This is a genomic window from Stenotrophomonas sp. OVS01A, assembly GCF_019969775.1.
Lineage (GTDB): Bacteria > Pseudomonadota > Gammaproteobacteria > Xanthomonadales > Xanthomonadaceae > Stenotrophomonas > Stenotrophomonas indicatrix.
In genome coordinates this window covers 1151114-1175558 of sequence record NZ_JAHXYV010000001.1, presented here as the reverse complement: position 1 = coordinate 1175558, position 24445 = coordinate 1151114, and the positions used below count along the sequence as shown (strand labels likewise).

At 64.7% G+C, this 24445-nt stretch carries 39 protein-coding genes; 4 read left to right on the top strand and 35 right to left on the bottom strand.

Annotation, left to right across the window (positions count from 1 at the left end):
• Positions 1-133 precede the first annotated feature (133 nt).
• The 26 genes from LC407_RS05720 to LC407_RS05595 all read right to left on the bottom strand — a co-directional run bounded on the left by LC407_RS05720 (position 134) and on the right by LC407_RS05595 (position 17004).
• Positions 134-946 carry a hypothetical protein gene (locus LC407_RS05720; protein ID WP_223482379.1) on the bottom strand — a complete coding sequence of 271 codons (813 nt, stop codon included), beginning with the start codon at positions 944-946 and terminating at the stop codon, positions 134-136.
• Between the two features lie 9 nt (positions 947-955).
• Positions 956-1291, bottom strand: coding sequence for a phage tail protein (locus LC407_RS05715; protein WP_223482378.1), 336 nt, complete (start codon positions 1289-1291; stop codon positions 956-958).
• Positions 1284-3440 (bottom strand): hypothetical protein, encoded by a 2157-nt coding sequence (locus LC407_RS05710; protein ID WP_223482377.1) that lies wholly within the window; start codon positions 3438-3440, stop codon positions 1284-1286. Before LC407_RS05710 ends, LC407_RS05715 begins: the two co-directional genes overlap by 8 nt.
• 17 nt (positions 3441-3457) lie before the next feature.
• Positions 3458-3664, bottom strand: coding sequence for a hypothetical protein (locus LC407_RS05705; RefSeq protein WP_223482376.1), 207 nt, complete (start codon positions 3662-3664; stop codon positions 3458-3460).
• A gap of 32 nt (positions 3665-3696) precedes the next feature.
• Complete coding sequence (locus LC407_RS05700) at positions 3697-4086, bottom strand: phage tail assembly chaperone family protein, TAC (RefSeq protein WP_223482375.1); 390 nt, start codon at positions 4084-4086, stop codon at positions 3697-3699.
• Positions 4087-4148: 62 nt separating this feature from the next.
• Positions 4149-4646, bottom strand: coding sequence for a phage tail tube protein (locus LC407_RS05695; RefSeq protein WP_049464582.1), 498 nt, complete (start codon positions 4644-4646; stop codon positions 4149-4151).
• Between the two features lie 52 nt (positions 4647-4698).
• Complete coding sequence (locus tag LC407_RS05690; protein WP_223482374.1) at positions 4699-5052, bottom strand: DUF3168 domain-containing protein; 354 nt, start codon at positions 5050-5052, stop codon at positions 4699-4701.
• Entirely contained in the window at positions 5052-5555 is a 504-nt protein-coding gene (locus LC407_RS05685; protein ID WP_223482373.1) for a hypothetical protein, read from the bottom strand. The genes LC407_RS05690 and LC407_RS05685 overlap by 1 nt, the downstream gene beginning before the upstream one ends.
• The gene (locus LC407_RS05680) at positions 5552-6232 is read right to left on the bottom strand and encodes a glycosyltransferase family A protein (RefSeq protein WP_223482372.1); all 681 of its coding nucleotides are present in this window, start codon (positions 6230-6232) and stop codon (positions 5552-5554) included. The genes LC407_RS05685 and LC407_RS05680 overlap by 4 nt, the downstream gene beginning before the upstream one ends.
• Positions 6226-6783, bottom strand: coding sequence for a methyltransferase domain-containing protein (locus LC407_RS05675; RefSeq protein WP_223482371.1), 558 nt, complete (start codon positions 6781-6783; stop codon positions 6226-6228). The genes LC407_RS05680 and LC407_RS05675 overlap by 7 nt, the downstream gene beginning before the upstream one ends.
• Positions 6764-7267, bottom strand: coding sequence for a hypothetical protein (locus LC407_RS05670; RefSeq protein ID WP_223482370.1), 504 nt, complete (start codon positions 7265-7267; stop codon positions 6764-6766). Before LC407_RS05670 ends, LC407_RS05675 begins: the two co-directional genes overlap by 20 nt.
• Positions 7264-7605 carry a phage head closure protein gene (locus tag LC407_RS05665; protein WP_223482369.1) on the bottom strand — a complete coding sequence of 114 codons (342 nt, stop codon included), beginning with the start codon at positions 7603-7605 and terminating at the stop codon, positions 7264-7266. The genes LC407_RS05670 and LC407_RS05665 overlap by 4 nt, the downstream gene beginning before the upstream one ends.
• The gene (locus LC407_RS05660) at positions 7605-8000 is read right to left on the bottom strand and encodes a hypothetical protein (RefSeq protein ID WP_223482368.1); all 396 of its coding nucleotides are present in this window, start codon (positions 7998-8000) and stop codon (positions 7605-7607) included. Before LC407_RS05660 ends, LC407_RS05665 begins: the two co-directional genes overlap by 1 nt.
• Complete coding sequence (locus LC407_RS05655) at positions 7993-8859, bottom strand: hypothetical protein (protein WP_223482367.1); 867 nt, start codon at positions 8857-8859, stop codon at positions 7993-7995. Before LC407_RS05655 ends, LC407_RS05660 begins: the two co-directional genes overlap by 8 nt.
• Complete coding sequence (locus LC407_RS05650; protein WP_223482366.1) at positions 8852-10291, bottom strand: phage portal protein; 1440 nt, start codon at positions 10289-10291, stop codon at positions 8852-8854. Before LC407_RS05650 ends, LC407_RS05655 begins: the two co-directional genes overlap by 8 nt.
• Complete coding sequence (locus tag LC407_RS05645) at positions 10288-10515, bottom strand: hypothetical protein (protein ID WP_223482365.1); 228 nt, start codon at positions 10513-10515, stop codon at positions 10288-10290. The genes LC407_RS05650 and LC407_RS05645 overlap by 4 nt, the downstream gene beginning before the upstream one ends.
• A 57-nt stretch (positions 10516-10572) precedes the next feature.
• On the bottom strand, positions 10573-11988 hold the full coding sequence (locus tag LC407_RS05640) for a phage major capsid protein (protein ID WP_223482364.1): 1416 nt from the start codon (positions 11986-11988) through the stop codon (positions 10573-10575).
• 111 nt (positions 11989-12099) lie between these two features.
• Positions 12100-12669 carry an HK97 family phage prohead protease gene (locus LC407_RS05635; RefSeq protein ID WP_223482363.1) on the bottom strand — a complete coding sequence of 190 codons (570 nt, stop codon included), beginning with the start codon at positions 12667-12669 and terminating at the stop codon, positions 12100-12102.
• Positions 12666-14354, bottom strand: a complete 1689-nt coding sequence (locus tag LC407_RS05630; RefSeq protein ID WP_223482362.1) for a terminase TerL endonuclease subunit — start codon at positions 14352-14354, stop codon at positions 12666-12668. The genes LC407_RS05635 and LC407_RS05630 overlap by 4 nt, the downstream gene beginning before the upstream one ends.
• Positions 14351-14773, bottom strand: a complete 423-nt coding sequence (locus LC407_RS05625; RefSeq protein ID WP_223482361.1) for a hypothetical protein — start codon at positions 14771-14773, stop codon at positions 14351-14353. Before LC407_RS05625 ends, LC407_RS05630 begins: the two co-directional genes overlap by 4 nt.
• Before the next feature lie 209 nt (positions 14774-14982).
• On the bottom strand, positions 14983-15306 hold the full coding sequence (locus LC407_RS05620; RefSeq protein ID WP_223482360.1) for an HNH endonuclease signature motif containing protein: 324 nt from the start codon (positions 15304-15306) through the stop codon (positions 14983-14985).
• Entirely contained in the window at positions 15306-15506 is a 201-nt protein-coding gene (locus tag LC407_RS05615; RefSeq protein ID WP_223482359.1) for a hypothetical protein, read from the bottom strand. The genes LC407_RS05620 and LC407_RS05615 overlap by 1 nt, the downstream gene beginning before the upstream one ends.
• Positions 15503-15979 carry a lysis system i-spanin subunit Rz gene (locus LC407_RS05610; protein WP_223482358.1) on the bottom strand — a complete coding sequence of 159 codons (477 nt, stop codon included), beginning with the start codon at positions 15977-15979 and terminating at the stop codon, positions 15503-15505. Before LC407_RS05610 ends, LC407_RS05615 begins: the two co-directional genes overlap by 4 nt.
• A gap of 1 nt (position 15980) precedes the next feature.
• Positions 15981-16196, bottom strand: a complete 216-nt coding sequence (locus LC407_RS05605; protein WP_049464547.1) for a hypothetical protein — start codon at positions 16194-16196, stop codon at positions 15981-15983.
• Positions 16193-16522 carry a hypothetical protein gene (locus tag LC407_RS05600; protein WP_223482357.1) on the bottom strand — a complete coding sequence of 110 codons (330 nt, stop codon included), beginning with the start codon at positions 16520-16522 and terminating at the stop codon, positions 16193-16195. Before LC407_RS05600 ends, LC407_RS05605 begins: the two co-directional genes overlap by 4 nt.
• Positions 16522-17004: a glycosyl hydrolase 108 family protein gene (locus LC407_RS05595; protein WP_223482356.1), complete on the bottom strand. Its 483-nt coding sequence runs from the start codon at positions 17002-17004 to the stop codon at positions 16522-16524. The genes LC407_RS05600 and LC407_RS05595 overlap by 1 nt, the downstream gene beginning before the upstream one ends.
• Positions 17005-17236: 232 nt before the next feature.
• On the opposite strand from LC407_RS05595, the gene LC407_RS05590 reads away from it, so the two are divergent.
• Positions 17237-17461, top strand: a complete 225-nt coding sequence (locus LC407_RS05590; protein WP_223482355.1) for a hypothetical protein — start codon at positions 17237-17239, stop codon at positions 17459-17461.
• Here the strand turns inward: LC407_RS05590 and LC407_RS05585 are convergent.
• Genes LC407_RS05585 through LC407_RS05570 form a run of 4 tightly spaced genes read right to left on the bottom strand, consistent with a single transcriptional unit; the run spans position 17449 to position 19070 of the window.
• Positions 17449-17982, bottom strand: a complete 534-nt coding sequence (locus LC407_RS05585; RefSeq protein ID WP_223482354.1) for a hypothetical protein — start codon at positions 17980-17982, stop codon at positions 17449-17451. The two genes, LC407_RS05590 and LC407_RS05585, sit on opposite strands and share 13 nt — an antisense overlap.
• Positions 17969-18184, bottom strand: a complete 216-nt coding sequence (locus tag LC407_RS05580) for a hypothetical protein (RefSeq protein WP_223482353.1) — start codon at positions 18182-18184, stop codon at positions 17969-17971. Before LC407_RS05580 ends, LC407_RS05585 begins: the two co-directional genes overlap by 14 nt.
• Entirely contained in the window at positions 18181-18690 is a 510-nt protein-coding gene (locus tag LC407_RS05575) for a hypothetical protein (protein WP_223482352.1), read from the bottom strand. Before LC407_RS05575 ends, LC407_RS05580 begins: the two co-directional genes overlap by 4 nt.
• Positions 18675-19070, bottom strand: a complete 396-nt coding sequence (locus tag LC407_RS05570) for a Ref family recombination enhancement nuclease (protein ID WP_223482351.1) — start codon at positions 19068-19070, stop codon at positions 18675-18677. Before LC407_RS05570 ends, LC407_RS05575 begins: the two co-directional genes overlap by 16 nt.
• A 59-nt stretch (positions 19071-19129) precedes the next feature.
• Between LC407_RS05570 and LC407_RS05565 the strand changes: the two genes are divergently transcribed.
• Entirely contained in the window at positions 19130-19621 is a 492-nt protein-coding gene (locus LC407_RS05565) for a hypothetical protein (protein WP_223482350.1), read from the top strand.
• 8 nt (positions 19622-19629) lie between these two features.
• Here the strand turns inward: LC407_RS05565 and LC407_RS05560 are convergent, their stop codons facing one another.
• From LC407_RS05560 to LC407_RS05540, 5 genes are all read right to left on the bottom strand, one after another.
• Positions 19630-20169, bottom strand: coding sequence for a hypothetical protein (locus LC407_RS05560; RefSeq protein WP_223482349.1), 540 nt, complete (start codon positions 20167-20169; stop codon positions 19630-19632).
• Entirely contained in the window at positions 20166-21650 is a 1485-nt protein-coding gene (gene dnaB, locus LC407_RS05555; protein WP_223482348.1) for a replicative DNA helicase, read from the bottom strand. The genes LC407_RS05560 and dnaB overlap by 4 nt, the downstream gene beginning before the upstream one ends.
• Entirely contained in the window at positions 21647-22582 is a 936-nt protein-coding gene (locus LC407_RS05550; RefSeq protein WP_223482347.1) for a hypothetical protein, read from the bottom strand. Before LC407_RS05550 ends, dnaB begins: the two co-directional genes overlap by 4 nt.
• 91 nt (positions 22583-22673) lie before the next feature.
• The gene (locus tag LC407_RS05545; protein ID WP_088470460.1) at positions 22674-23114 is read right to left on the bottom strand and encodes a phage regulatory CII family protein; all 441 of its coding nucleotides are present in this window, start codon (positions 23112-23114) and stop codon (positions 22674-22676) included.
• 258 nt (positions 23115-23372) lie between these two features.
• Complete coding sequence (locus LC407_RS05540) at positions 23373-23537, bottom strand: hypothetical protein (protein ID WP_223482346.1); 165 nt, start codon at positions 23535-23537, stop codon at positions 23373-23375.
• 134 nt (positions 23538-23671) lie between these two features.
• On the opposite strand from LC407_RS05540, the gene LC407_RS05535 reads away from it, so the two are divergent.
• Both LC407_RS05535 and LC407_RS05530 read left to right on the top strand, forming a co-directional pair.
• A complete protein-coding gene (locus LC407_RS05535) occupies positions 23672-24115 on the top strand; it encodes a helix-turn-helix transcriptional regulator (protein WP_223482345.1) in 444 nt (147 codons plus the stop codon).
• Positions 24112-24429, top strand: coding sequence for a hypothetical protein (locus tag LC407_RS05530; protein WP_180853707.1), 318 nt, complete (start codon positions 24112-24114; stop codon positions 24427-24429). The genes LC407_RS05535 and LC407_RS05530 overlap by 4 nt, the downstream gene beginning before the upstream one ends.
• The last annotated feature ends 16 nt before the right edge of the window (positions 24430-24445 follow it).

Here is a 24445-nt window from a genome sequence, read left to right as displayed (position 1 = left end):
CGTCGAATGGCATCCTGCCTCGCTATTGAACCCCAAAGTGATTCCGGAACCTCTTCGACTGCTATTTCGCCCTCGGCCAGGTCGTCGGCGCTAGCTATGACGCGGAATCCAAGCTCTGTGATCGCGTACATGGTTACCTCTCGAAAACATAGCCGTTGCACCAAACAGTGAGCCCACCGGTGCTGCTCACAGCTCTCGCATAGTTGAACTGCTGGCTCGAATCCAGCGTAAGTTCGCCATACAGGACGCCACCTGTGCGCAGGAATGCCAGAATGTTTCCACTTCCGGCTGGCCCTGATTCACTGTTAGAAATGAACACTAAGGCGCCGCTGCTGTCAGCGACGTTCTCTGCGAACACATTGATAATTCGGGCGCTTGCCGGCACGCAGTTCGAGCAGCTGATGTTGGTGCTTGTGGTACTGACCCCATTGACGAGCGGACGAAGGAAGCTCTGGTTTATGTCTTCCAAGTAGCGGACGGCGTTGTTCGCCGGATTGTGTATGAACTTCGCGAGGGTATTCGCTGCAATGGATCGAATGCTTCCGATGTAGCGACGAGTTGTATCACCCGACTTGGTCCTGGCAGAACCACTGTATGGCGCCGACATCGCGGTGGTTACCCACTCTACTGCTCCCTGCCCGGGCGAAGACTCATACAGGTAGCCGTGGAGATACGTACCCGCAGGGACAGCCAACCCCGTTGACACGGCTGGTGAAGCCAGCACCACGACCTTGTTGAGCCCCGGGACGTAGGCGAATCCTTCGCTTACGGATACCGAATTTGCTCCAGTGCGCGTGATCTTGAGGCCCGCCCCTGATATCGCTGAAACACCGAGCGGTCCTGCGACTTGGGCGAAATTTGAGTTTGCCTTCTCAAAGGCGATTTTTGCTGGGTCGCCTTTATACGTCCCGTGATCCGTGACAGTGTCAATGATCTCGATGGTCATGGTCTTCCTTTACGGCTGGAACGTCTGTTCGAATGTGGCATTGAGCGTGAACAAGCCATTGCCATGGGGAATAATGGTGTAGGTCTTGCACAAGTACAGGCCCTGAACGCCCAGCGGTGGCGTCCACAGGAAGGACACGGCCCCTTTCCTCGCGCGCAGGAAGGCAAGCGCCGGGCCAACCTTCGACTCGCGGCCAACCATCGAGATCGGCCACTGCTGCGTTTCGTTGTTCAGTCCATCGGCGGCGGTCTGTCGGTAGCCGTCGCCGAACTGCGCCTCACGGGTACGGAAGTCACCGGTGCCGGTGATCTCGGTGCGCACGCACCAGGTGAATACCTCAGCCATTGCGCACGCTCATCTGGTGGAAGAGGCCGCCCGGGCGAGACTGCTGCACGGCCCACTGATTGATCATTGCCAGGAACGCCCTCTGGATCTGCTGCCCCTTTTCGTCCCCACTTCCTTGCTGGGTGGTGCTGGTGCCTTCCGAGGTGACGTTGAGGGTAGTGTTGAACTGATTGGTGGGACCGGCGCCACCGGCCATCGAAGAAGCAGGGAGCCCTGCGGTGATGGGGCGGACGGATCCGGCATCGCCAGGAATCAGGTAGGTCTTTCCACCTTGGTCGAACAGCTCCGGACGACCGCCCTCGCCAACGCGATACATGCTTCCTGCCGCTACCGGACCACCGCCAGCGCGTCCACCTGACGAGCCAATGGCCGAGCCGATCGCGTTGACCCAGCCGGCACCGGCGCCGCTGTAGCCGCTCGCCCAGCTGCCGATCATCTTGAAGATCTGCGACGCAGCTGCCTGCGCGGCCATCTTCTGCAGGGCCTTGGCGAATCCCTGCACCATGCCACCCACCCCTTCGGAGAACGGATCGAACAGGAAGTCGGCGAAGGCGTCCTGCATGTTGCGGGCGGCCTGGTCGGCAAAGACGCTCATCTGGCTGTTCGCTTCTTGGGTCTTGCTGGCCAGATCCTGTAGACCGTCTCCGTAGAGAGCGGCGAAGTCGTCCTGCGCGTCCTTCACCGCGGCCAAGTTGCGGAGCACCTCCGCCTGTGCCTCACTCAGCGCACCGAAGGCGTTGGTCTGGATGTCGTAGTTCAGCTTTGCCGATTCGCTCAGATCGCCATGCAGAGCGATCTCTCGTTCCAGCTTTGCTATCTGGTCATCGGCTCGGCTGCTGCCGGCGCCGTACAACGCCTCGTAGTCCTCCGCGATCTGCTCCAGCAGCGACTTTTCCTTGGTCAAGGCGCCCGTACGCCGATCCGAAGCTCCAGCAGCACCTGCCCCGGTAGCTGAACCACTCCCAGGAATACGCGCTGTGCTATCTACCGAGCCAGTCACCCCCTTGAAGCTCTCGCCGGCGGCCTCCGACCTGTACCGCTTTGTCAGTTCCCTCTGGATGTCGAGCCGTTTGGCTTCAAGGTCATTGATGCGCTTCAGGCGGGCTTCCTCCTGCCCGTCGGTCAGCGGAAGGCCGAACAAGCCTGAGGTGTTCTTCTTGGCGTAGTTGATCTGGTCGGTCAGCCGCGCCATCTGGGTGTTCAGGGCATTTTCGCCGGCGTCGCCGACCATTCCGCCCGCGTCCAGCTTTCGCAGCTGGTTGGCCTTGTCGATGAAATTGACGATCAGCACGGCGCCGTTGGCCATCTCGGCGGCCAAGTCGCCCACCCACTTCGTGATCGAGACGAACGCGCTCTTCGTTTGGTCCGAGCCCAGGAACGCTGTCAGCTCCTTGAACTGCGGAAGCAGCTCGGCCGCGACCTCATTCTTCAGGCCCTGGAACGCCAGCTGGATCAAGTTGGACTGTTCCTTCACCTCCTTCATGGCCTTCAGGGTGTCGGCATCGAGCACCGCGCCCAACCGCTGCGCCTCATCGCCCCACTTGCGGAAGCCCTCACCGTTCCGCGCCAGCAGCGGCGCCAGCAGCGACGAATCGCTGGCGATGGCCTCCATGTAGAAGACCATCTCGGCCTGACTGGCCCCGGCCTGCTCCAAGGCGCTGTAGTACTTCTGTAGCACCTCCGGCCCGCTCAGGTGCTGGAGCTCCTTCGCAGTCAAGCCGATGCGCGGGGCGATCTGCTCGAAGAAGTCCTTCATCGCGCCGCCGCCGGTCTGCAGGAAATCACCCAGCTTGTCCTGGGTGTCCTTGAAGATGTCGGCCAGCTTGTCCTGCTGGATGCCAACGGTGGCCGCACCGGCGGCCATGCGCTGGAACACCTGCTCGTTGGTTCCGGACAGGCGGGAGAACTTCTCCAGCTCCGCCGAAGCATCTACCAGCTGTCGGGTCCAACCGAGTACCGCAGTGCCCGCCGTGGCCAGGCCGCCAGCAACGGTGCCACCGATCAGACCGAAGGCACGCCCGATGCTCGCGGCGGAATCGCCAGCGTCCTTACCGAGCTTTCTGAGCGACTTCGCGGAGCGCTCGGTATCGGTCTCGAACGAGCCTGTCTTCATCAACAGGTCGATGACGATGGAGCCAGCTGTGGCCATGATTCAATCCAGTGAGGTTAGAAGCCGAGGGCCTTGGATACATCGCGATCGGCGTCGCTCAGAACCGGATCGTCCGGGCTAGGCGCGAGGAAGCCGATGATGCTTTCGTATTTGCCGCCAAAGGCGCCGCCGATCACTGCAGCCGGCCGGTGGAACCGGTGCAGATCGTCGAACGGATACAGCTCGTAGAAGGCACGCCAGCCGTTCAGTTCAGCGGCCGGCATTGCGTCGATCTCGCCGAGGGTCTTCCCGAGGCTCAGCGCGAGCTGGTATCGGAACCACTCTCCGCTTCCGCGGCGGGCGAGCTGTCCTTTCCCTGGTAACTGTGCACCTCGCTGATTGCCTGGGTCAGGGCGATCTGGACAGCGAACTTCAGACGCTTGGCGTCCACCAGCGAGAGCGCAGGCTTGCCCTCTGGATCGCAGATGGCCTTTGCGATCAGTCTCGCCATTGAATCTGCCTGCTTGTCCGGATCGTCGCTTGCCTGCCCAGCGAAGAAGCCGCGCAGCACTCCGGCATCCTGCTCACGGATGAAGAACGTGTTCTTGCGGCCATCGGCCAGCTTCACCTCCCGCTCGTGCACGTCGTCAGAAATGAACAGCGAAGGGTCGAGCAGCGGCACTGCGGTGTTGATGTTCTCGGTCATGGGACAGTTCCGTAGGGAGGGTGCGCCACGGCGCCACTGGGGCGCCGGGCGCTTGGATGGGCTCAGGCCAGCGGCTTACCGTAGCGGGTGACGCCGCCGCTGCGCTGGACGGTGACCGTGCCCCGCACGATCTCGTTGGTGGCGATGTCGATGTTCACGTCGGAGATGTAGCCGTTGAACAGGAATCCGGAGCGGGCTGTGGCCAGCGGCGGGACCAGTTCGTCTTCGCTGTCGAGCGTGGGCGTTGCCGTGCCGTCGCTCAGGCCGATGTACCAGCTGACGTTCTCGCCGGTGTCCTTCAGCTTGAACAGCGCGTCGTGCGACGCGTCGCTGGGGATGTAGTTGAACGGGATGGACACTTGGCCCGGGTTGCCCAGGCCGCGCTGGTACTCCTTGTCCACCGTTGCATCCAGGCAGGTGGACTCGATCTGGTCGGCAGCACCGCCCAGGCCGGATGCGCCGGTGGGGCAGGCGAATTTGACGATCGCCGGGCCGCCGGCCGCATTCGGGTTGACGAAGAACAGATGGGTGCCCTGGGTCTTGACGACGCCCTCGGTCATGGCAGTTTCCTCTGAAGGGCCGCGCGAGGGCGGCATTACGGATGACCAGCGTTCAGCGCTGGTCGATGAAATCGGCTTCGAGGCCGATGCGGTACAGCTTGGTATCTGGATCGACGTTGTTGATCGCTACGCGGTTGACTATGAGGACCGCATCCAGCGCGTCGCGAACTGCCTTGGCCAGCTGCTCCACACCGGCATCCGTAGGGTGGTAGCAGTCGATCTGCACTGTGGTGAAGTCGCCGCCGGGCGCCGCGCTCAGGTTGTCGTACGCCTGGCCGCTGACCACCTGCCAGACAACGTACGGACGCTTCTCGGTGGGGGATATCTGTCCGTGCCGCCCGATGCGATCCTCGACAATTGCGGCAACTGCCGGCGTCCTGATGGTTCGAGCCACCTTCGGGAGCATCAGCGCGTCCCCGCGTTCTGAGCGGCCAGCTTCTTCACGGCAAGATCCACTCGGCGCGTCAGGTCATCTCGGGTCGCGGTGATGATCTGCCCACCGTGTTGCATCACTGCCGGCCTCAGCCACGGGGTTGCCGGCTGATGGCTTGAACCCCATTCGAGCAGGTTCGCCGTCATCAGGGGATTGGTGCGCACGCCATCCGCATTGAGGTAGTCCTTCTTCTTGATCCGGACCAGGTAACGCTCGCCTTTCGTTCCGTTCGGAGCCTTGCCGCGCGAGGCGATGACGCGCTTCTCGAGCTCTCCGGTACTGCGCGTGGTGGGCGCGTTGGCGATGGCAGCCCGAAGGTTCTGCTTTGCGTACCCGCGAAGAATCCGCGCGCCGCGGGCGAGGGCCATCTTCACCGGGCCGCCGCGCTTGGACACCACTTCAGCGGGAAGGCTCTGGAGCGTGCCTATCGTCCCGTCCAGGCCCGTGATGTTCATGGTCATGCCAATCCGGCTCATCGATACGCCTCCTCATCACATCCGATCCAGTCCCGCAGCAGCGCACCGGTGGGGTCCGGCTCACCCTTGAACCCGGCGTCGTGCCCCATGCCGATGCCGCCGCGACCAGGCAGGCCCTTGATGCCGACAACGCGGTGTCCGCCGAACAGGCGCCGGTCGCGCGGGCGGCGCCACAGTTCCAGGTCGATGAACTTCGGACGCGATCGGCAGGCATCGGCGAAGTCCTGCAAGGCCGAGCCGCGCATGGCCGTGCTGCAAAGGCTGGCGTGGCCGGTGTTCACCAGCTGTCGGCCGCGGCGCTTCTGCACGTTGTAGTACCGGGCGCGGTGCTCGCCTACCAGCTCCGCGTGCTGCAGCTCCGCGGCAACCGTGGTCAGCCAGTCCGGCGCATACCAATCGTCGTCCTCGATGATCACCAGGCTGTCAGCCGGATCGACTGCGGCCAGCCCCTTCAGCAGGTTGCGAGCCTGCGTGTTCTGGCCGGGTGCCCAATGCGGCGAAGGGCGCACCAGCACCAGCTGCCAGCCCTCGCGGCGGAAGGTCACAGGCTGCGGCTCAGGGCCATCGTCCACGATGATCCAGCGCACCGGGCCGGCGTAGTCCTGTCGCGCCATCCAGCGCTCGCACAGCGTCCAGGCAGCGGGCCGGGCACCGGTGGCCGTCAGCAGCGTCAGCATCGCGCCACCGCGAAGGTGTGCATCGGCAGCCGGCGGCGGGCCACGCCTCGCTCGCCATGGTCGTTCAGTTCAATCGGCACCTCGCCGGCGTACTCGGTGGAGATGTCGCTGAACCCAGCATCGGCCAGCAGCAGCCGCAGCCCGCTCTGGCTGTACCGGTAGTAGTCCTCGGGGTAGCCGTGTTCCGGGAAGGCGAACAGCGTGGTGATCACCAGCAGGCCACCCGGCTGCAGCACCCGGCGAAGCTCCGGCAGGGCCAGCCATGGCCGGGCGACGTGCTCCAGCACCTCCGAGCACACGATGCCGCTGAAGCGCCCAGACCATTCGGCCGGCAGGTCGTGGATGTCGGCCACCTGGTCGACGCCCTCACCTGCCTGCATGTCGATGCCCGTCCACTGGCCAGTTGCCAGATCGCGATTCGTGCACCACCACGCAGCTGGGTCATGGATGCGGCTGCCGACCTCCAGCACGTCATCGCCCAGGCCCCCGACATGGCTCTCGATGTAAGCGCGGATGCGACCGCGCACCGAGTTAAGCGGCAATCTGTTCATCGAATTCGAAGCACCTGAGGGCTGAGCCGGGCGTGCAGTTCACGACCCGGACGTGTGGGTTCTGCCTCGCCCACTGGGCGAACTGCTGCTTGTGAATCTCGCGCCGCGCCGGCGCCGTGTTGGTCAGGCCGTTGGCGTACGGGCCGAAGAAGTGGCTTCCGTGCATATCGAATCCGTGCAGGCGGACCAGCGTCGCGCCCAGGTGGGCAGCAACTGCCAGCGCCAGCACGCCGCTGTTCCAGTTAGTCAGCGCGCCGGGCAGCTGCAGCACCCCACCAATCCGGTGGCTGCTGTAGCGGGCACCGGCGAACTCCCGGGCCTGCGGGTACTTGTCCCACCACTGCCGGTCGCTTGCCGCCAGGAATTCAGCCCACGGCGCCAACTCGTAGGCGTTGCCGACCACGCCAACCCGACGGCCGCGCAGCCGTTCGGCCAGGCTTGCCGATGCGCTCGGGCCTGGTCCAAGAAGGTCGAAATCGATCATTGGCCGTCGTTGACCCCGGCCGAGACGGGAATGGTGATGTATTCCAGACCCGATGCCTTATCCGGCAGCAGGCCGGCAATGTTGAAGATCTCGCCGCGGTGGATCAGCCGCATCGTCGGCAGCATTCCCTCGCGGTAGCGCATGGTGATCCGCGCCGTGATAGCAGCCTGCGTCTGCCCGGACTGGATGAACTCGCGGGCCGACAGCGGCTCTACCGAGGCCCACACCGTGGCCACGTCTACCCACGCCGTCTGTTCGACGCCATCGCTATCCCTGGTGGTCACCTGCTGCTGGATCAGCACGCGGTGCCGCAGGGTTCCGGTCGCCACGTTGCTCATCAGGCCACCGTCGTGCGGCGCAGCGGCGCCAGCTGTGCGGTGGCGGCCTTCGAAAGCACGTAGCCGTGTCCGGCATCAGCCGGCACCACGTTGTCGCCCTCGCCCTCCCGGAATCGGTACTGCGATGCCAGCTCCAGCAAGGTGGCGGCGATCACTGCAGGCTGCAGGATCGGCTCGCCGTTGCTGTCTTCGGCCGGCACCGGGCGGCCAGCGCTGTCGCGCACCAGCTCGCCATCCGAATCGCGCTGCAGCACGTACAGGCGCCAATCCTGCTTCAGCCAAGCGGCGACCGAGGCAGAAACAGCCGGGATCCAGATGGCCAGCCAGCGGTCATCGGCGTCGCTGTCGATGCGCATCTGCTCGCGGGCGTCGGCCTGGGTGACGAACTCACGCATGGCTGCCACCCAGCTGCACAGGCTCGGCCGGCACGCGCACGCTCTTGCCGTCCTTGCCGTCGCGCCCCTTGCGCGCCGCCAGGATCCAGTCGTCCGCGTTCTCCAAGCAGGGCCGCGAAGCGTTGTCGCGCTTGGCAATCCACAGCGCACCGTCGTGCGTCACCGACTGGCCCGCCTTCATTCCCAGGCCATCGCGATGGAAGCCGCGGTGCACCATGTACGGCAGGACGAACTCCTTTCGGCGGTCGCCGGTGCCCAAGGTGAGCACGAAGCCGCGCTCGGCGTCGTATTCGCCGGCGGCCGTTTCGAAGCTGAGACCATCGCGGCCATCCTCACCGACGACCTTGCCCAGCCTGATCGCCTCGCCCTTCGTTGTGGTGATCACCAGTTCCCCAGCACGATCGATCATGGCGCCGGCCAGGCCAACGCCATCTGCACCAGCCTGCGGCGGGTTGTCGGTCAGGTGCTTGGCGACCGCCTCGGCCAGCTGCTGCTCGGTGACCGGATCGGCGTCGCGGCCATCCTTCGGCGCAGGCAGTGCCTCGACAGCGGCCTTCACCGTTGCCTCGATCACCGCAGGATCAGCATCGCGGCCAGGCTGCACCGGGTTGGCTTCGAAGTGCTTTGAGACAGCTTCGGCGGTGGCCACATCGACCAGCGTCAGCAGGCGGGGCGATTCCAGCAGCTTGGCCACAACCAGGTCGGCCAGCGCATCCACGTCCACCGGCTCCGCATCCTGGCCGGGGTCACCCTTCTCTGGTCCGCGCTCGCGCAGCTCCTCCAGCTCCCGCTTCACCGGCGCGATCGCCTCACGGATTAGGCCGCCGATCTCCTTGCCGAAGTCGATGGGGTCAGTCATTGCGGAATACCTCGGCTCGCGCGGCGTGAAGGGCCTTCATCATGAAATTCTCCTGCTGCAGCGCGCGCATTTCGTCGCTGTCGTCAGGCGGCGTGTCGTCGGGTTCGGCGGGAGGTGCCGCCGGTGCGGCATCGGGCTCGGCCGTGATCTTGTTTTGCCGTACCTGGTCGAGCGGGTAGTCCTGCTGCTGCATGTAGACGGTGTCACCACCCTCCAGCGGCGCCAAGTTGAAGGCCAGCCGCGCTTCGTTCGGCGTCTTGACGTTCCCGCTCACCAGCTTCGTTTCGACCTCTGCCTGCTTACCCACGTCCATTCGCAGGAGCGGTCCCAGATCCAGTTCCACGCCCATCGGGCGGGAGATGCCCAGCCCTTCGTCCAGAAGCGCCTCTATTGCCTCGATGTGCGCCTGCAGAGCATCTGAGTAGTACAGCTGGTTGATGTCGTCGACCTTCATACCCGCAGGGATGGAGCCGATGCCGATCTTGAACGGCGGGATGCCGAACGGCTGGCATACCTGCTCGTCGGAGTACCGCATCTGTTCGACAAGCTGCGAATCAGCGGCCTTGAAGGCGAACGGCGTGAACTTCATGTCGGCGCCAATCACGGCCACCTTGCCGGCGTTGGAACCCTGAAAACTGTTGTTCCAGTAGTCCTTCACTTCCTTTGCGTCCTCGTCGGACATGCCCGCCGGAGCCGTCAGGATGCCGCCAGGGTTGGCGCCGTTGGAGAAGAAGGTGGTCGAATCCTTCAGGATCTTCAGGTTCTTCACCGCTGGCCAGTGCGCCGCACATAGCGGAGGCACACCAATCAGCTGGTGGTGAAAGCAGTTCATGCGGTCGTGGATGATCTCGCTAGCCGGCACGATCAACTGGCTGCCCGGGTAAGCATCCGGTAGCAGATTGGAACCGGTGCTGTAATTCAGCTGGTAGAACACCTCGCCACTTTCGGACACCATCGGCTGGACGCTGCACGGGTCGAGTATCCACAGCCGGTTGACCACCCGGCGTTCGTCCCTCCCCTTCAGCACGTAGACATTGCCTTGGATGAGCTTCGAGAGGATCCAAGCTGCGAGGAACTGGCCCGCAGTCTGGTAGCCGTTGGGCTTGCGCAAGACAGGCCAATAGGCAGTGTTGCCCTTATCGACACGCCAGATCCCGCTCCCATCCTCCACCTTCAGCAGAAAAGGCAGCTTGCCGATGTCCGAGGCGATGCGGTTGAGGCAGGCATAGAGCGTCGGATAGGTGAGGACCGTGGTAGCACGCTCCTCCATGTTGCGCTGCCATGCCCCGGTAAATGGCTCATGCACGGTCAGCGTATGCCACGATTCCCGCCCCGGTGCAGCAACGGCCGGCGACAGCGATTTGAGGTAGTCGACGCCATGCCGGCGCACGCCAGCGGCGATGGCCAACTCCCGGGGCGAGAAACCGGTCATACGGATGCGTCCTTGTTCGGCTGGCCAGCCTTGTCTGCCGTCTTCTTGGCCTTCTTTTTCGGCTTTTTCAGCGGAGTGGCCGTGGTAACCGGCTGGGACGTGGTGGGCTGGTGCGCCACCATGTCACGGCGCAGGTAGCCGCCGCGCTGCTCCATCGCCGCAGCAACACGATGATGGACGCTGATCACGCGGCCGCCACGTCCAACGATATCGACCTTGCTCATGGGAACCTCGCAATACGGGAGAGAGTGACGGGGCCCGAAGGCCCCGCCACGTGTCGGTTACGAGCTGGACGGAACCGAACCGCTGCCCCAGTTCACGCGGGCCCAGGCGACGGCCTGTGCGCGACGACGCTGCCAGTTGATGAAGCGCTCCACCAGGAAGGCCACGCTGTTGGTCTGCCACAGGGACACGACCTGCTGCGCGGTCGGGGTCGTGCTGTTCATGGTCGGGGCGTCATCCATCACCAGCGACGCCTGATCCGACATCGAGACCTGCAGGCCACCTTCGTCGCCCAGGAAGATCTCATCGCCCTTGATCAGCGCGATGACGGCACCGTCCTCGTCGTCCGGCACGTAGGCCGAAACGAACGCCGGCAGACTGAGGAACGTCCCTCCGGTGAAGCTGATGCCCGGGAACTCCGATGCACCCAGCGGGTTCGTCATCAGCGACAGCGCGATCGCAGTGCGCTCCGACATGGCCCAGAACGAGCCAGCCAGCGACAGGTTGGAACCGGCAATCGCATTCATCAGCGCCGCAGCGCCGGCCCGGATCGAATCCGGGTCGCTACCCGCCGGGACTGTGGTCGCAGGCACGCCGTTCAAGATCGACGCGGGCGCCTCATCGGCCACGGCCGCCGCGTCCGGATCGATGAACTGCGTGTCGATTGCCTGGTTGACCGATCGGCCAAGCTCATCGCGCAGCAGCGCATCGGCCGCGGGCGTGGCGCGCATCATCGTTTCCTTGGTGGCAGCGGCGATCGCAGCAACCTTCAACGGGGTCAGCTTCGCCCGGGTGTACGACCACTTGGTCAGCGGCTTCGCGGCGCCTTCCTTGACCCACTTCGCCGTGGCGGCCGAACCCTGCACCAGCACCGGGGTATCGAACGGAAGGTTGCGAAGGCGGTCGGTGACCTGGCCAAGCAGCGAGCGCGGGCGCAGCCACTCTACGAAGTCCGCGAAGGCCACGCCACCGTCGGTGATCAGGTTGCCGGCCCAGGTCGCATTGCCGGTGCTGGCAGCCTGCACAGCGGCCTTCTCCTGGATGATGCCGTGCAGGCGCTCATCGTTCGGATAGATCGCGCGCGCCACATCCAGCGGATTCTGGTGGTGCACATGCGACACGGCCAGGCAGCGCGCCATACGGGCGAAGCCGATGCCAGCATCGGTCTTGTCCAACGTCTTCAGCTGAGCCGGTTCCAGCGTGAGGCCTTCGGCGCCGACGGTTGCCGAACCCTGCGCCTTGACGATGGTCGCAACAGCGGTGGCCGACTTTGCCTGGATCGCCTGCAGGTGCTCGTAGCGCTCGATGTCGCCATCGATCGAGGTGATCTGGCTCTTCAGCGAGTCGAATTCTTCCTGCTCGCCGGTGTTCAGCGAGCGCTGCTCGTCGGCCGGCTTCTTCATGACGGCGGAGAGCTGCTTTTCCAGCTCGGCACGGGTTGCGCGGAGCTTCTCCAGCTGTTCTGCGATGTTCATTTTTCGGTTCTCTTTCGTAGGCGCAGCCGTTCGGCCCGGGTTCCACGCCGGGCAGTGCCTGCAGATGATGGGAGGCGGGTTCCACCCCGCAGGGCCGTCAGGCCCGGTGCTTCAGTGCAGCAACTTCACCGCGCCGTCGGCCGGTCGTTCGACCGGTGCCGCCTTGCGCTGGATGAGCGGAACGCCATAGTTCACTGGGCGCCGGGCGCCGGTATCCATGGCCTTGATCGTCTGGATGGTCGCCGCGGCGTTGGCCGGGATGGTGACCAGGGAAAGCTCGTAGATCTCGGTCTCGGTGAACCGGATGCCGCCGCCTTCCATGTAGCTGTACTCCAGCGCGCGGAAGCCGATCGACACGCCGCGCACCAGTTGTTCCTTCACCGACTGCCAGGCGAGGTCGCAGAGATCCTTCAGCGCGCCAGGCGTCGCGATCTTCGCCACGCTGGCGGTGAACGGGATGCCCTTGGCCGTCGGCTTGCCGAACTTCACGATGCCGACCGGGCTGTCGTGGCGATGCTGCCACAGCAGCGGCAGCTCGGCGGCGAACTTGGCACCCAGCGGCTCAACGATATCGCCATAGCGATCCGGCTCCGGCGTGGTGGCCAGGCCGGTGATCACCTGCAGGTCGTCGTCGTAGTTCTTCACCTCCAGCAAGCTGTAGGCGCGGTTCTCGTTGTTCATCGGGCTCCACCCAAGGTCATGAGGACGAGTTTCTTGTTCTGCGGCTCGGGGTTCCGAGACATCAGCTCGACGGCGTTCATCGCCGCCATCAGGGGATCGATTTTCCCGACCCCGCTGGCCGCCTTGGTCACGTACAGCGCGTTCTTCGACGCCTCGACCTTGGCATTGCCCACGCACCAGTCCATCAGCCGCGAGCCGTCATGCGTCAGCAGGCCATCAGCCAGCCAACGCTCGAACACCTTGCACGTGCCGGTCAGCTGCCAGCCCTGCCGGATGCCGACGATCAGCTCGGCGTCGATCTTCTCGGCCGCCAGTGCGTCCAGCACCGTGCCCAGGCCAGAGGGATCGACGCCGATGCCGGCCAGCAGCCGGGCCTTGGCCACCCGCTTCACCATCGCCGCCATCTCGCGCAGGTCCGTAGCGCCTTCTTCTTCCTCAGCGCCGATCAGCAGGTGACCGTCAGCCTTGAAATCTTCGTAGCGTGTCTCTTCGCTCTTCCGGCGCTTCAACGCCTTGGGATGGGCGAATGCCCGGCTCAGCAGCAGCTTCCGCTTCGTGTGCTTGTCCCTGCCGCAGAACGACAGGCCGAGCAGGTCATCCAGTCCGCCGCCATCGATACCGACCGTGATCGCATCGCAACGGCTGATCATTCCGTCCAAGGTGATCCGCTTGTCCGCCTGCCCTTCCCAGAACTCGGCACCGGCCCAGCTGCCCTGGTGCAGTGCCACGCCGATCTGCACGTTGAGGTGCTGCGAGGCCCAGCTGCGTAGCTCTGCCTCACTGGTACCGACCGCGTCGTCGAACTCCTCGACCATGCGCTCCAGGGTGATGGCCCGGCCGATGTTGGGGTTCAGCAGCGGCCACAGCTGAGGGTCCTTCCAGCGTTGATCCTTCGACTCCTGCAGCTCCTGCGGGAACTCGAACAGCACCGGCAGCATCTTGCCCACCCGCTTTCCGTCGCGGATGTCGCGGGCCTTCTGAAGCTCATCGGCGAACACCCCGACGGGCTGTTCGTCGCTCTGCGTGGTGATGAACCACAGGAACGCTTCCGGGTACGGCACCATGCCGCCGCGGATCTGTCGCAGTGCCTGCGGCGCCTTCGACTTCTTCGCGCAGACGTGCAGCTCATCGATCAGCGCACCGCCGGACACCTTGATGCCGGTGAGCACGCCGGGGTCAAACGTCATGATCTCCAGCGAGGCCTTCGTCTCGCGGTGGATGATCGTCTTCAGGTGGTGGCGGATGTGGAACTTGGCATCCAGCACCGGGTCCAGCTCAATCGCGCCGGCGGCGGCGTCGAACGCCAGCTGCGCCGTGTCTTGCACCGGTGCCGTCATCAGGAACGTGGCACGCGGGCGCTTGTTGAGCAGCACCGCGGTGACCATGCCCAAGGCGCCGAACGTAGTCTTCGCGTTCTTCTTCGGCACCAGGGCGAACAGGTCGCGAATCTCGCGCTGTCCGGTCGCCGGATCCACCGCACCGAACATGCACCGGACCACCTCCTGGAACCACTCACCGCCTGCTTCGGCCACCGTCGGCGTGCCCGGCACATCGGCCAGCCGCAGACGGCCAAAGATGGCAGCAGCGCGCTCGGCCTGGCCGGTCCACAGCGGCAGGTTGCCGACCGGGACCTGACCGGCCTGAAGACGCTCCCACCAGTCCCGGCAGGAGAGGTCCCAGCTCACTTACCCGCTGCCCGATGGATGGGTGTGACGTTCTCGCCCAGCAGCCCTTCCCACCCGGTACCGACCTCAGCCCCCACCGCCTTCGCGTTGGCCAGCGCCTTCTTCCCTTCCGGCTTCGGCGCTTCCGGCTCCTGCTGCTCGGGCGCTGCCGGCGCCACTTCAAACTCCGGGGAGTGCTGCAGGTACAGCCTGGCGGCCGACGTGTTGCCCTTCTTGGTTGCCGACCGGAAGGCCACCGCAAGGACCTCCATTCGCTTCAGGGACGCGCCCGAGGAAAGCTCGGTGGCGTAGTGCTTGCGCAGGGTTGGAATGGTGATGCCCAGCGCGTTGGCGATCTCTTCGTGCCGCATGCCGCCACCGGCAGCGACGGCGACCTTCAGCTGCGTGGCCTTGGTCGGCTTGTGTGCGGGTCGTGCCATGTCGGGTCAGCCGTTAATTGCTGCGAAAGGCGCTCCGGTGAAATCTCCGGGGCGAGAAAAAAACCTCTGAATGAGTGGGCGGCGGGTGTCCGACCCCTCGACCGAAAAATCGAAGTTACCCCCCCCGTTCATGTTTCACGTTCATGTTCGTCATTCATGTTCCACGGTTTCGCCGTTCAGCTTCGCGTTCACCCTGTTGGGTTCCACACTCACCGCCTTGCGGCTCCACGTCGTGCCTCTGCCTGGGTCTTCAGCCCATGGCATTCGGTGCAGATGGCCTGCAGGTTCGTGTCGTCGTCGCTGCCGCCTTCGGCCACGTTGACGATGTGATCCACCTCAGTGGCTTCCGTGATCCTTCCCCGCTGCTTGCAGGGCTGGCACAGGTAATGGTCTCGCTGCATGACGGCATCCCTCTTCCTGCGCCATGGCCTGCCGCCTCTGCCCTTCCCATACGTCGGCACCACCGGTGCGGTGGGCTTCAATCTGCTGGGTGCGCTGGCGATGCGCGGGGCCAGCGTGGTGACGCGAGCCATCAGCCCAAGCTCTGCGACTGGTCCCGCTCGCCGGGCACCAGCTCACCGTCCAGGCTGCGGGTCGGTTCGTCCTGCTCTTCCTCGCCTTCGGCAGCCAGCGCTTCCAGCAGTGTGTCGAGCTTGCCTTCCACACGGGCGGTGGCCAGGCGCTGCTCTTCCTGCTGCTGCTCGATGCGGCGCAGGCGGTCGGCGAGGCTCACGGCGTCACCTCGGCACGGTCTGCTGCGATGACGGCTTGGCTGGCGCGGACGTGGTCGTCTGCGTCTCGGCCGACTTGAACAACAGCTCCCGCAACCTCTGCTCGTAGTTCGGCGTGCGCATCACGTTCGATGGTGCCGGCGATAGCTTGGGACAGGAGGCTGGTGCTGCAGGTGGCGAGGTCGTCGCGCAGCTGGAGGTTGCCAGTGCGCAGGTCAGCCACAACAGCAGCAGGGACGGCCTCGGCCGCAGTCCGGTCTTCTTCATGCTTGGCTCCGATGGTGGCCAGCGCTGCGGCCTGGTTGTGCTCGGTGACACGGGTCTGGTTGACCTGCTGCACCTGGGCGGCACTGGCGCTGGCCTGCTGCCGGGCTTCAGTGCCCTCGGCGCGATCGCCGCGCCACGCCCAGCCAGCACCGAACATGCCGGCCGACCAGGCGACGAACACCAGCACCACGATCACGGTCCGATTCACGTCAGGCTCCTGCGCCGCGGCGGCCAATGTTGAAGTAGAACTGGATGATTCCGCCCATGGCCGTGTTCAGCCCGCCGATGAGCATGAGGAAGGCGTCCTTGTTTCCCTCGGGGATGGCCACCGCCAGCATTGCGGCCATGCCCATGCCGATCAGGAACAGGATCAGGATCGCGATGCCAGCCCTGGCCGCGCCCACGTTGCGTGTTGCGAAGGTCATGCGGCACCTGCCAGTGCGTGGATTTCCTCCAGCGCCCAGTGATAGAGCTGCTGGTCGACGATGGTCACGCGGGTGAGGCGCTTGCCCCGCACGACCTTGATGGCGACCTGGGTGGACTGCTGGACCGCCAGCAGCACGAACGCGATCCGCTGCTTGGTCGGGTCCGGCTCCTGGAGCACCGCCAGCGCGTCGCTCACCATCTCGCGGATGGCGGTCAGCAGCTCAGCGGTGGGGTTCTTGGCCTTGCGGCTTTCCAGCACCACCAGCACGCCCTGCAGCTGGCTGACCGGCGAGAGCTTGGCAGCCTTGGCCTTGGCCGCCGGCATCAGTTGTCCTTGGCGGCGTACCGCAGGTTGCCGGCCACACGCCGGGTCCAGCCGCGGCCGAAGGTGTCGAACGTACCCAGCTTGGCGTAGAACTCCAGGCGCTCAGCGTTGAACAGCAGCACCAGGTCGGCTGGGTCGGCTGCAGCCACCGCGGCCAAGGTGCGGGGGCCGATGATCCCATCGTCCGCCACGCCGGCAGCCCGTTGGATCCATCGGACGGCGTTGCCGATGCCGTGGTTGACCGCTGCGTCCAGTGCCTGGAAGGCGAAGGCCTTCGGCAGCTGGTCGCCGCTCACCCGCTGCCAGAAGTCCCGGCGGTAGATGGCCACGGCATCCGGCCGGGTCAGCGCACGGATGTTGAGCTGCGGATACGACCGCTTGCTGATGCCCCACCGGGTTTCGCCGCCTGGGTCGCGCGGGTCGTTGACGTAGCCGCCCTCATGGGCCAGCACCCGGTCGATGATCTGGTCGAACTGGCTCATAGGGGTTTTCCGAAAAGGTGCCCGCCACCGCAGCCCGGAATTTCAGGGCGGTGTGGTGTGTCCGGTAAGGGTTGACGGGCGTAGGTGGTGCCCCGGAAACGCAGAAGCCCCGACGCAGGGCCGGGGCTTCAGGGACAATTCTTGACAGTTGCAGAAATGGTGGTCCCGCTTGTGCAACTTGTCAATACCCCATCCAACAGCGTATCAACACAGGTCCATTTAGGAGACTCCTGTGACTTCACCAATCCGCTTCGTTTCGTTCGGCAATTACTCCATCCGTGTCGATCACATCAGCGCCGTCAGCGACGTGATCAATAGCGGCAGCGTTGGAAGCATCCAGTATCAAGTGCACGTGATCGTCAACGGCTACGCACTTACCGAGTATTTCGCTTCCGAGGATGCCGCAGATGCGGAAGCTGAGCGGATCGCAAAGGCGATGGGCGTTTACGCCGCCTGAGACCCAGTAAGCCAGTCGACCCCACGCTGAAGCTCCCGGCGGTACTGCCAGACCGAAAGCGTACCGCCGTACTTCTCCGCCACCATGCGAGCCTTCACCGCCTGACTGGCCGACACCGTGTACTCGGTGTGCAGCACCAGGGCGCGCAGCGGATGCTGCCGCATCATCGAGGCGAGCGCCCGGTCGACCCAGCGCAGTTCGTCCGGGATACCCACGTCGACCGCGATCTCGGGGTTATCGTGGGGCTTGTCGGCGTCGTTACTGGACCGGATCGGGTCCACGGCCCATGTCGGCAGCATCGCCAGGCCCTGCACCCCGCTCCGCTCGGCCATGAAGCGCCGGCGGCTGGATCCGTCCCGCCCCACCAAGTCGCGCAGGGCCCGTTCGCGGGTGCCTGGCGCCATGTCGCGCGCCTTCTCCAGCACGTGCGTGCTCCGGTCGGCGTAGGTGAGCGCGAACCGATTGGCCTGGGCGAAACCCCAGGCACGCAGCTGCGCCGTCAAGTTGTCATCGGTCGCCATCGCGCATCCCCTTCAGTACGTTCTCGTCGAATCGGAACACCGGCAGCAGGCCGTCGGTGTCGCAGCTCCCCTGCCGGTCCGGCCGGCGCTGGCAGTGCGCCGGGCTGCTGCCGCGCTCGCGCATGGTGCAGACGGCGCACACGCCGTGCCGGCGCAGGTAGGCGTTGTATCGCTTCCGCGTGCGGGCCTCAGCTGTGGTCATGCGCCGCCCCTCAGCAGGCTGTCGCCGTACAGGCCGATCAGCAGCGCATCGGCTCGGCCGTTGTCCTTCTTCCGCTGCAACTGCACCGCCGCCGCCGGGAATCGCTGGATCGCCAGCACTCGGCCAGCGTCCTTGCCCTTTCCCGACAGGTCGAAACGCCGCTTCCACACCGACGGCTGCACCAGCACCAGGTGGATGCCCAGCAGCCGCACCGTCGCCTTCAACTGGCCGAAGCCCTCCGCAAGGTTGTGCCTGGCCACCGAACCCTCGATGGCCTTTCCCTCGTCGTTCCGCATCGGCCGGGCATGGATCCGCTCCAGCGCCACGGCAATCACTGCGCCAGGGTTGGCTTCTCGCTGCTGCCGGAGGAAAGCGGCGACGGCGCGCGCGTCCACTTCCCCGTCCATCACGGGCATGTCGACCATCGGGCCGGGCTCGCCATCCAGCAGCGTCACGATGGCGCCCGTCAGGCCGGGGTCAATACCGAAAGTCAGTCGGCTCGCCATGGGCTGCCCTCCTTCATGTGCTTTTCGATCAGGGTGTTCTGCAGATCCAGCAGGTAGTCGTCGCTGCCGATCTCCTGGCGGAACTTGCGGGGTTGACGGGCGTAGGACGGACCAAACAGCTCCTCGCAACGAGCCGCCGACCATCCGCAGAACGGCTCTCCACGGTGGGACCATGGGTTAAGGCCGACAGTGAAGTCGTGTCCCCGGCGCTTGGCCCCGTGCTTGCCGCCGACCGTCAGGTGATGCACCTCGGCGGGGATCGGCATGTCTCCCAGGTCGATCCCCAGGCTGTGGGCAACGATGCAGCCGATCTCGGCGATAGCGTCCATACGCTGCCGCTGAGCGGCCGTAGGGTTGCCCGTTGAGCGGCCGCGCTTCATGCTTTCCTCCAATGACACAGGGGGCTGGCATGGATTGCGGATGGATTGGCTGGTGCGTGATGAAGCCCGAAGTGCAGGCTGCATGGGTTCAGGCGGTTGGCAGTGTGCTTGCGATCATTGCCGCAATTGTCATTGCGTGGTGGCAGCAGCGGGCTTCGCGCCGAGACCTGGCAGAGCGGGACTATCGGGACAAGATTGGTAGGCACGTCCGAGCCAATCGAATCCTCGACCGCTTTGATCGGCTGATCTCCAAGCAGATCGAAGAAGCGCAGGGATACCGCGGGGCCTATCGGTCCGGAAGCATGCAGGTCCTTCGCGTCCCAGACGATCTGAGGGATATGGAGAGCGAGATGCACCTCCTCGACAACCGCGCTGGCGGACCAGGCTTCACCGCGATCAACCTGTTTGAGGAAGCGCAGGACCTTATCCGAAATGGCTCCTTGGCTATCACCGACAACGACCAGTTCATCGAAACATTGGTGTTCGCACAGAAGGAATGCCGAGACGCCAGCGAGCGAGTTGAAGCCTTCCTCAGCACTTTGTCGGAATGAACGTTCCATCACGCCACCCTCCTGTTCTGCCCAGCCATTTCCCAGAACTCCGCGCGCACTTCGTCGAGCATCACGTGGGTGTAGTGGCGGCCGATGTGCTCAGTGATTCCATCGAACAGGACCTGGAATCGGTCCTGTTCCATTTCGTCGAACGACAGGCTCTCGGCCTGCTTCACCATCAGGCGGCCGACGCCGGGGACATCGATCTCCATTTCCTCGCAGCAAGTGCCGGACTCGCGCTGTAGACGCTTCACTGCGTCGTGGCTGCCGAGCTGTTCCCACCCCTCGACGTTGTCGACCATCAGCTGGCCGATCTTGTGCACCAGGCGATGCTGCCAGCCCTCGCGCGGCTGCTTCAGTTCCGCGCGCACCTCGCGACCCACCTTGAATTTGCGCTCTCGCAGCAGGCGCTGGTCTACCTCATGTGCCGGAACCAGTGCGCCGACCAGTTCACCGGTTGCCGGATCGATCAGCTTGGTCACGACCATGTAGATCGGGCGGCGCGCGCGCTTGGCGCGGATCTTCTTTGCTGCAGCAGTGAGGGTCATGCTCGGTCTCCTGCAGCTCGATCCTTGCCACTTCGACGATGGCCGGCCGGGGCATCGAAGCCGCCGTCATCGTCTCCAGCGGTGTCCCGAACCACTGCCTTGGGCGTGTAGTTCGGCTTCTCGCCGTGGTAGTTCTCGAACCGGCTGCACTCCAGGTGGTGACGCAGGTAAGCGGTACCGGTCTCGCCCTGGCGGTTCTTGGCCAGGATGAATTCCGAGATGCCCGGGGCGCCGCAGGCGTCCTTGGTGTAGTAGTCGTCGCGGTAGATGAAGGCGATCACGTCGGCGTCCTGCTCGATGCCGCCGGACTCACGTAGGTCCGCCATCACTGGCCGCTTGTCGGTGCGCGTCTCGACGCTCCGGTTGAGCTGCGACAGTGCGATCACCGGACATCCCAGCGTCTTGGCCAGCTTCTTCAGCGTTCGGGAGATGTAGGACACCTCCTCGGTGCGGTTTCCTGCCTTGGCCTGACCCGACAGCAGCTGCAGGTAGTCGACCGCGACCACGCCCAAGCCGCCCTTGACCTTGGCGTGCATCCGCGACGCGCGCGCCACCAGCGAATCCACCGGCAGCGAGCCACAGTCGTCGATCGCCAGTGGCAAGCTGTGCAGGTAGTTCCTGGCGATGCTGAGCTTGTGCCAGTCGTCGTCGGTCAGCTCGCCCTTTACCCGCATACGCGAGAGCGGGACACCCGAGTGCATGCTCATGAGCCTCGCGAGCAGCTGGCGCCGGCTCATTTCCAGACTGAACACTGCAGCGTTCTTGCCCTGATCGGCAACGCTGTAAACCCACTCAAGCATGTTCGCGGTCTTGCCCATGGACGGCCGTGCCGCAAGGATCATCAGGTCGGTCGGCTCCAGCCCTGGCAGCTTCCTGGCAACGTTCTGCCACGGCGGAACGAGACCCAGGTCGGCAGTGCCTTCGTAGCGGGCTTCCATTTCCTCCCACATGCCCTGCAGATCGCTGCGCACCAGCACCAGACCACCGGTGCCCCCAGACTGCACGCTCAGGTTGGCGAACGCCGCAGTGGCGCTGGCCACCAGTGCGTCGGCATCCTCGTCAGCAGTGCCGTAGGCGTCGTTGGTGATCTCGGTGGCACGCTCAATCACGCCACGCAGCAGTGCCTTGTTCCTCACGACCTCGGCGTAGCCACGGATGTTTGCCGCCGACGGCGTGGTGCAGGCCAACTCGACCAGGTAGGAGCCGTTGGCGACCATCTCCAGCTTCCCCTGGTTCTCGAACCAGTTGGCCAGCAGCACCGCGTCGAACGGCTGCTCGCGGTCGGCAAGGTCACAGATGGCCTGCCAGATCAGCTGGTGGTCGCGACGATAGAAATTCTGCTCTGTCAGCAGATCGCGGACTTCCCGTAGCGCTTCTGGTGCCAGCATGAGGCCACCCAGCACCGCCTGCTCAGCGTCGATCGAGTGCGGCGGCACCGGCAGGTAGGCGTAGTCGTCGCGGTAGACAGGCTGGGCGCTCATGCGGCCTGCTCCTGATCCTGCTCACGGGCGCGCTCTGCGTCGCGCTCTCGGGCCAGCTGCACACCCGCCGTCGTCAGCTCGCAGGGCCCGGTTGCCGGGAACCACCAGAGCTTGAACCAGTTGCGGCGCACCGCGTCTCGGAAGTGTGCGCGCCAATCCTTCTGCATCCGGCCGCTTTCGCGATGCCGGGCAGCGAACTCGCGCCATGCCAGGTGCAGGAAATCCTTCGGGATCCCCGTATCCTTGGCAAACGTGAAGATCGGATCGGTCCTCGGGATGGCCGACTCCCCCGCTTCCAGGCACAGGTCGAGGAACGCGGCGAAGGTGATCTTCTCCCGCTTACGACGGCCGGGCTTCGCCCCCTCGGCGGTAGCCGGGGGGGTATGGGGGGGCTCTTCTTCTTTTGGAGACGGAGACGGAGACGGAGACGGAGCATTGCTAGAAGCTGCTGGACGCATTGCTGCATCACTGCTGCCAGCATTGCTAGTAGCATCACTTTTCTTGCTACCAGCATCCGAATCGGCGTTTGCAGCACGAATCCGTGCATATTCTGGAACCTGCCGATCAGCCTCTGATTCTCCGTGGTGACGCTTCACCGCGTTCCATTTCGCCTTGAGTGAACGCAGATCCGACCCTGCCGACCACGGCTGGTGATCAGCCCAGTCGTGCAGTTGGTAGTCCCCTTCCACGCCATCCAGGAATCCGACGGAGGCAAGCTCACGCACGAACGCATCGTTCTCGCCAGTCCAGTCGGCTGCCAGTTCGATGTCTTCGGCCGACATGCCAGAGAGATCACCGTCGGGACGATTTGCACGGGCCCACAGGATCAGGCACACCAGCGACCAGCCAGCCGAGGCATTCAGACGGCGGATCAGCTTCTTCGTCTTCGGGTGGCCCGGAAGGCCGACGCTCAGGCGGGCATCGGTGCTCATCACGCACCCCGCAGCAGCGGCAGGCAGCCGGCGATGTGCCAGCGCTGCCTGACAAGCCAGATGGCATGGGCGATGGAATCGTGTTGGCGCTTCATGCCACCGTCCTCGCTGCAACGTGCGCACGCTGGGCAAGGTCTGCAGCGTCGGCCTGGATGGATGCGCAGAGGCGCCCGATCTCGCTGGCTTCGTTCTGCGAGATCTTCCCGTCCTCCAGCGACTCGGAGACGGCCTGCGCGAGGTTGCCCTGACGCGCAGCCACCGCCAGCAGCGCCGTCACCACGCTGCCGCCCGGCGAGCCCTCAGTGCGGCGCAGGACATAGCCATGCTCGGCGGCCAGTGCGTGCAGAATCCGGTCGTCACCGGTCACGCCCATGATCTCGCTGGCCTCGGCCAGGGTCAGGTGATGCGTGTTGTTGTTCGGATTGACCTTGTTGCGCAGCACCGCAGCGGACATGCCGATGCGGACGGCCAGCGCTTCACTACCACCGGGGTAGTCCTTCACGGTCTTGTGTGCGGCGTCTGTGATGTTCATGGGCGGTCTCGGTGAACGTGGTTTGCGTTACGACGCCGGCGCAAGATGCGCGGCATGGAGAAGCGAGCGAAGAAGGAAGAAAGGCTGCTGTGGGCGCCGAACGTGGTTCGACTGGTGCACATGGGCGGTAGGTCGTACGCGGTGCGGAGGATCAAAGGCCGGGATGTGGTGCGGTGCCTGCGCCAGCCCCGCCGAGCGCCACGGATGGCGCTGGGGGAAGTGGTGCACTTCCCGTGCGGCGGGCGTTGACCGTTCATGTCAACTTGGGACCTGCTTACGTCGCGCCTGTCTGCGGCGAGCCGCGACGGCCAACTCGACCAGCGCACGCCCCACCTCGTAGGTGGGCTGCATCTGGCCGCGGCGAATCTTGTTGATCGTCGACTGCCCGGCACCGACCTTGGCCCCAATGGCCTGTTCGGTCATGCCGGCGTCCCTCAGAAGCTCAATGGCGGCGGATGGGTTCATGCGCCAAGTATGCCTATAGGAATGTGTCGGTCAAGCACATTCAATGCCTATAGGCATTCGACCTGACGAACGGTAGACGCGAACCTTCCCGCATGGACTTTCTCATCAAGAATCTGCGCCACCTGACTACGTCTCAGGCACAGGGCAGCCAAGGCCGTGCCAGCACGGCCGCCGGTGTCGGGCAGCCGGCAATCAGCAAGATCATCAACGGCACGACCAAGATGCCTGGGTACGCGACCGTTGCAGGGCTGGCACGCCATTTCGGCGTCTCCATGGACGACCTGGTCTGGCGTGACTTGGAGGCAGACGGGCCCAGCAAGCCGTCTCAGGCTGTGGGATTGGAGCCTGCGAAGCTGGCCTCCCTGATCGAAACGGTTGAGGCGGCAGCAGAGCAAAGCGGACGGACGATTCCCGCCCGCCTTAAGGCTCGGATGGTAGCCACCCTCTATGCCCACGATCCGGAATTAGCCGCGAGCACGCCACAGACCGTGCAAGCGCTTCTGGCGGGAATAATGATGACGGTGGAGGAAACATGAACCCTTTGCTTCGTGACGAGCTTGCAGCGTTGATCGCCGATGAGATGCGGCGGCCCGAAGAGAGGCGCAAAGAGTCAGCCACGAGGCGGGATGCGATGCTCCGCAGGATCATCGACCTCCAGACCCTATATCAGCTTGGGTGGCTGGTGCGGCAGGAGACCATGCACGTCTATGGCGTCTTGGAGTGCTTACCTGATGAGGAGCTGGAAGGTCTTATCGCGACCCTCCTGCGAGCGGAACAGGCGGTACACGACGGGGTCCCGTTCGTGGAGGTTGGGCTGATCAGGGGCGCCACCTGCACCTGGGTGGCATGATGGGCTTAGGCCGGCC

Excerpts from the sequence above, each read along its gene's own strand:
- LC407_RS05720 (WP_223482379.1), bottom strand. The coding sequence starts at position 946 with ATGACCATCGAGATCATTGACACTGTCACGGATCACGGGACGTATAAA.
- LC407_RS05715 (WP_223482378.1), bottom strand. The coding sequence starts at position 1,291 with ATGGCTGAGGTATTCACCTGGTGCGTGCGCACCGAGATCACCGGCACC.
- LC407_RS05710 (WP_223482377.1), bottom strand. The coding sequence starts at position 3,440 with ATGGCCACAGCTGGCTCCATCGTCATCGACCTGTTGATGAAGACAGGC.
- LC407_RS05705 (WP_223482376.1), bottom strand. The coding sequence starts at position 3,664 with ATGCCGGCCGCTGAACTGAACGGCTGGCGTGCCTTCTACGAGCTGTAT.
- LC407_RS05700 (WP_223482375.1), bottom strand. The coding sequence starts at position 4,086 with ATGACCGAGAACATCAACACCGCAGTGCCGCTGCTCGACCCTTCGCTG.
- LC407_RS05695 (WP_049464582.1), bottom strand. The coding sequence starts at position 4,646 with ATGACCGAGGGCGTCGTCAAGACCCAGGGCACCCATCTGTTCTTCGTC.
- LC407_RS05690 (WP_223482374.1), bottom strand. The coding sequence starts at position 5,052 with ATGCTCCCGAAGGTGGCTCGAACCATCAGGACGCCGGCAGTTGCCGCA.
- LC407_RS05685 (WP_223482373.1), bottom strand. The coding sequence starts at position 5,555 with ATGAGCCGGATTGGCATGACCATGAACATCACGGGCCTGGACGGGACG.
- LC407_RS05680 (WP_223482372.1), bottom strand. The coding sequence starts at position 6,232 with ATGCTGACGCTGCTGACGGCCACCGGTGCCCGGCCCGCTGCCTGGACG.
- LC407_RS05675 (WP_223482371.1), bottom strand. The coding sequence starts at position 6,783 with ATGAACAGATTGCCGCTTAACTCGGTGCGCGGTCGCATCCGCGCTTAC.
- LC407_RS05670 (WP_223482370.1), bottom strand. The coding sequence starts at position 7,267 with ATGATCGATTTCGACCTTCTTGGACCAGGCCCGAGCGCATCGGCAAGC.
- LC407_RS05665 (WP_223482369.1), bottom strand. The coding sequence starts at position 7,605 with ATGAGCAACGTGGCGACCGGAACCCTGCGGCACCGCGTGCTGATCCAG.
- LC407_RS05660 (WP_223482368.1), bottom strand. The coding sequence starts at position 8,000 with ATGCGTGAGTTCGTCACCCAGGCCGACGCCCGCGAGCAGATGCGCATC.
- LC407_RS05655 (WP_223482367.1), bottom strand. The coding sequence starts at position 8,859 with ATGACTGACCCCATCGACTTCGGCAAGGAGATCGGCGGCCTAATCCGT.
- LC407_RS05650 (WP_223482366.1), bottom strand. The coding sequence starts at position 10,291 with ATGACCGGTTTCTCGCCCCGGGAGTTGGCCATCGCCGCTGGCGTGCGC.
- LC407_RS05645 (WP_223482365.1), bottom strand. The coding sequence starts at position 10,515 with ATGAGCAAGGTCGATATCGTTGGACGTGGCGGCCGCGTGATCAGCGTC.
- LC407_RS05640 (WP_223482364.1), bottom strand. The coding sequence starts at position 11,988 with ATGAACATCGCAGAACAGCTGGAGAAGCTCCGCGCAACCCGTGCCGAG.
- LC407_RS05635 (WP_223482363.1), bottom strand. The coding sequence starts at position 12,669 with ATGAACAACGAGAACCGCGCCTACAGCTTGCTGGAGGTGAAGAACTAC.
- LC407_RS05625 (WP_223482361.1), bottom strand. The coding sequence starts at position 14,773 with ATGGCACGACCCGCACACAAGCCGACCAAGGCCACGCAGCTGAAGGTC.
- LC407_RS05620 (WP_223482360.1), bottom strand. The coding sequence starts at position 15,306 with ATGGCTCGCGTCACCACGCTGGCCCCGCGCATCGCCAGCGCACCCAGC.
- LC407_RS05605 (WP_049464547.1), bottom strand. The coding sequence starts at position 16,196 with ATGACCTTCGCAACACGCAACGTGGGCGCGGCCAGGGCTGGCATCGCG.
- LC407_RS05600 (WP_223482357.1), bottom strand. The coding sequence starts at position 16,522 with ATGCCGGCGGCCAAGGCCAAGGCTGCCAAGCTCTCGCCGGTCAGCCAG.
- LC407_RS05595 (WP_223482356.1), bottom strand. The coding sequence starts at position 17,004 with ATGAGCCAGTTCGACCAGATCATCGACCGGGTGCTGGCCCATGAGGGC.
- LC407_RS05585 (WP_223482354.1), bottom strand. The coding sequence starts at position 17,982 with ATGGCGACCGATGACAACTTGACGGCGCAGCTGCGTGCCTGGGGTTTC.
- LC407_RS05580 (WP_223482353.1), bottom strand. The coding sequence starts at position 18,184 with ATGACCACAGCTGAGGCCCGCACGCGGAAGCGATACAACGCCTACCTG.
- LC407_RS05575 (WP_223482352.1), bottom strand. The coding sequence starts at position 18,690 with ATGGCGAGCCGACTGACTTTCGGTATTGACCCCGGCCTGACGGGCGCC.
- LC407_RS05570 (WP_223482351.1), bottom strand. The coding sequence starts at position 19,070 with ATGAAGCGCGGCCGCTCAACGGGCAACCCTACGGCCGCTCAGCGGCAG.
- LC407_RS05565 (WP_223482350.1), top strand. The coding sequence starts at position 19,130 with ATGAAGCCCGAAGTGCAGGCTGCATGGGTTCAGGCGGTTGGCAGTGTG.
- LC407_RS05560 (WP_223482349.1), bottom strand. The coding sequence starts at position 20,169 with ATGACCCTCACTGCTGCAGCAAAGAAGATCCGCGCCAAGCGCGCGCGC.
- dnaB (WP_223482348.1), bottom strand. The coding sequence starts at position 21,650 with ATGAGCGCCCAGCCTGTCTACCGCGACGACTACGCCTACCTGCCGGTG.
- LC407_RS05550 (WP_223482347.1), bottom strand. The coding sequence starts at position 22,582 with ATGAGCACCGATGCCCGCCTGAGCGTCGGCCTTCCGGGCCACCCGAAG.
- LC407_RS05545 (WP_088470460.1), bottom strand. The coding sequence starts at position 23,114 with ATGAACATCACAGACGCCGCACACAAGACCGTGAAGGACTACCCCGGT.
- LC407_RS05540 (WP_223482346.1), bottom strand. The coding sequence starts at position 23,537 with ATGACCGAACAGGCCATTGGGGCCAAGGTCGGTGCCGGGCAGTCGACG.
- LC407_RS05535 (WP_223482345.1), top strand. The coding sequence starts at position 23,672 with ATGGACTTTCTCATCAAGAATCTGCGCCACCTGACTACGTCTCAGGCA.
- LC407_RS05530 (WP_180853707.1), top strand. The coding sequence starts at position 24,112 with ATGAACCCTTTGCTTCGTGACGAGCTTGCAGCGTTGATCGCCGATGAG.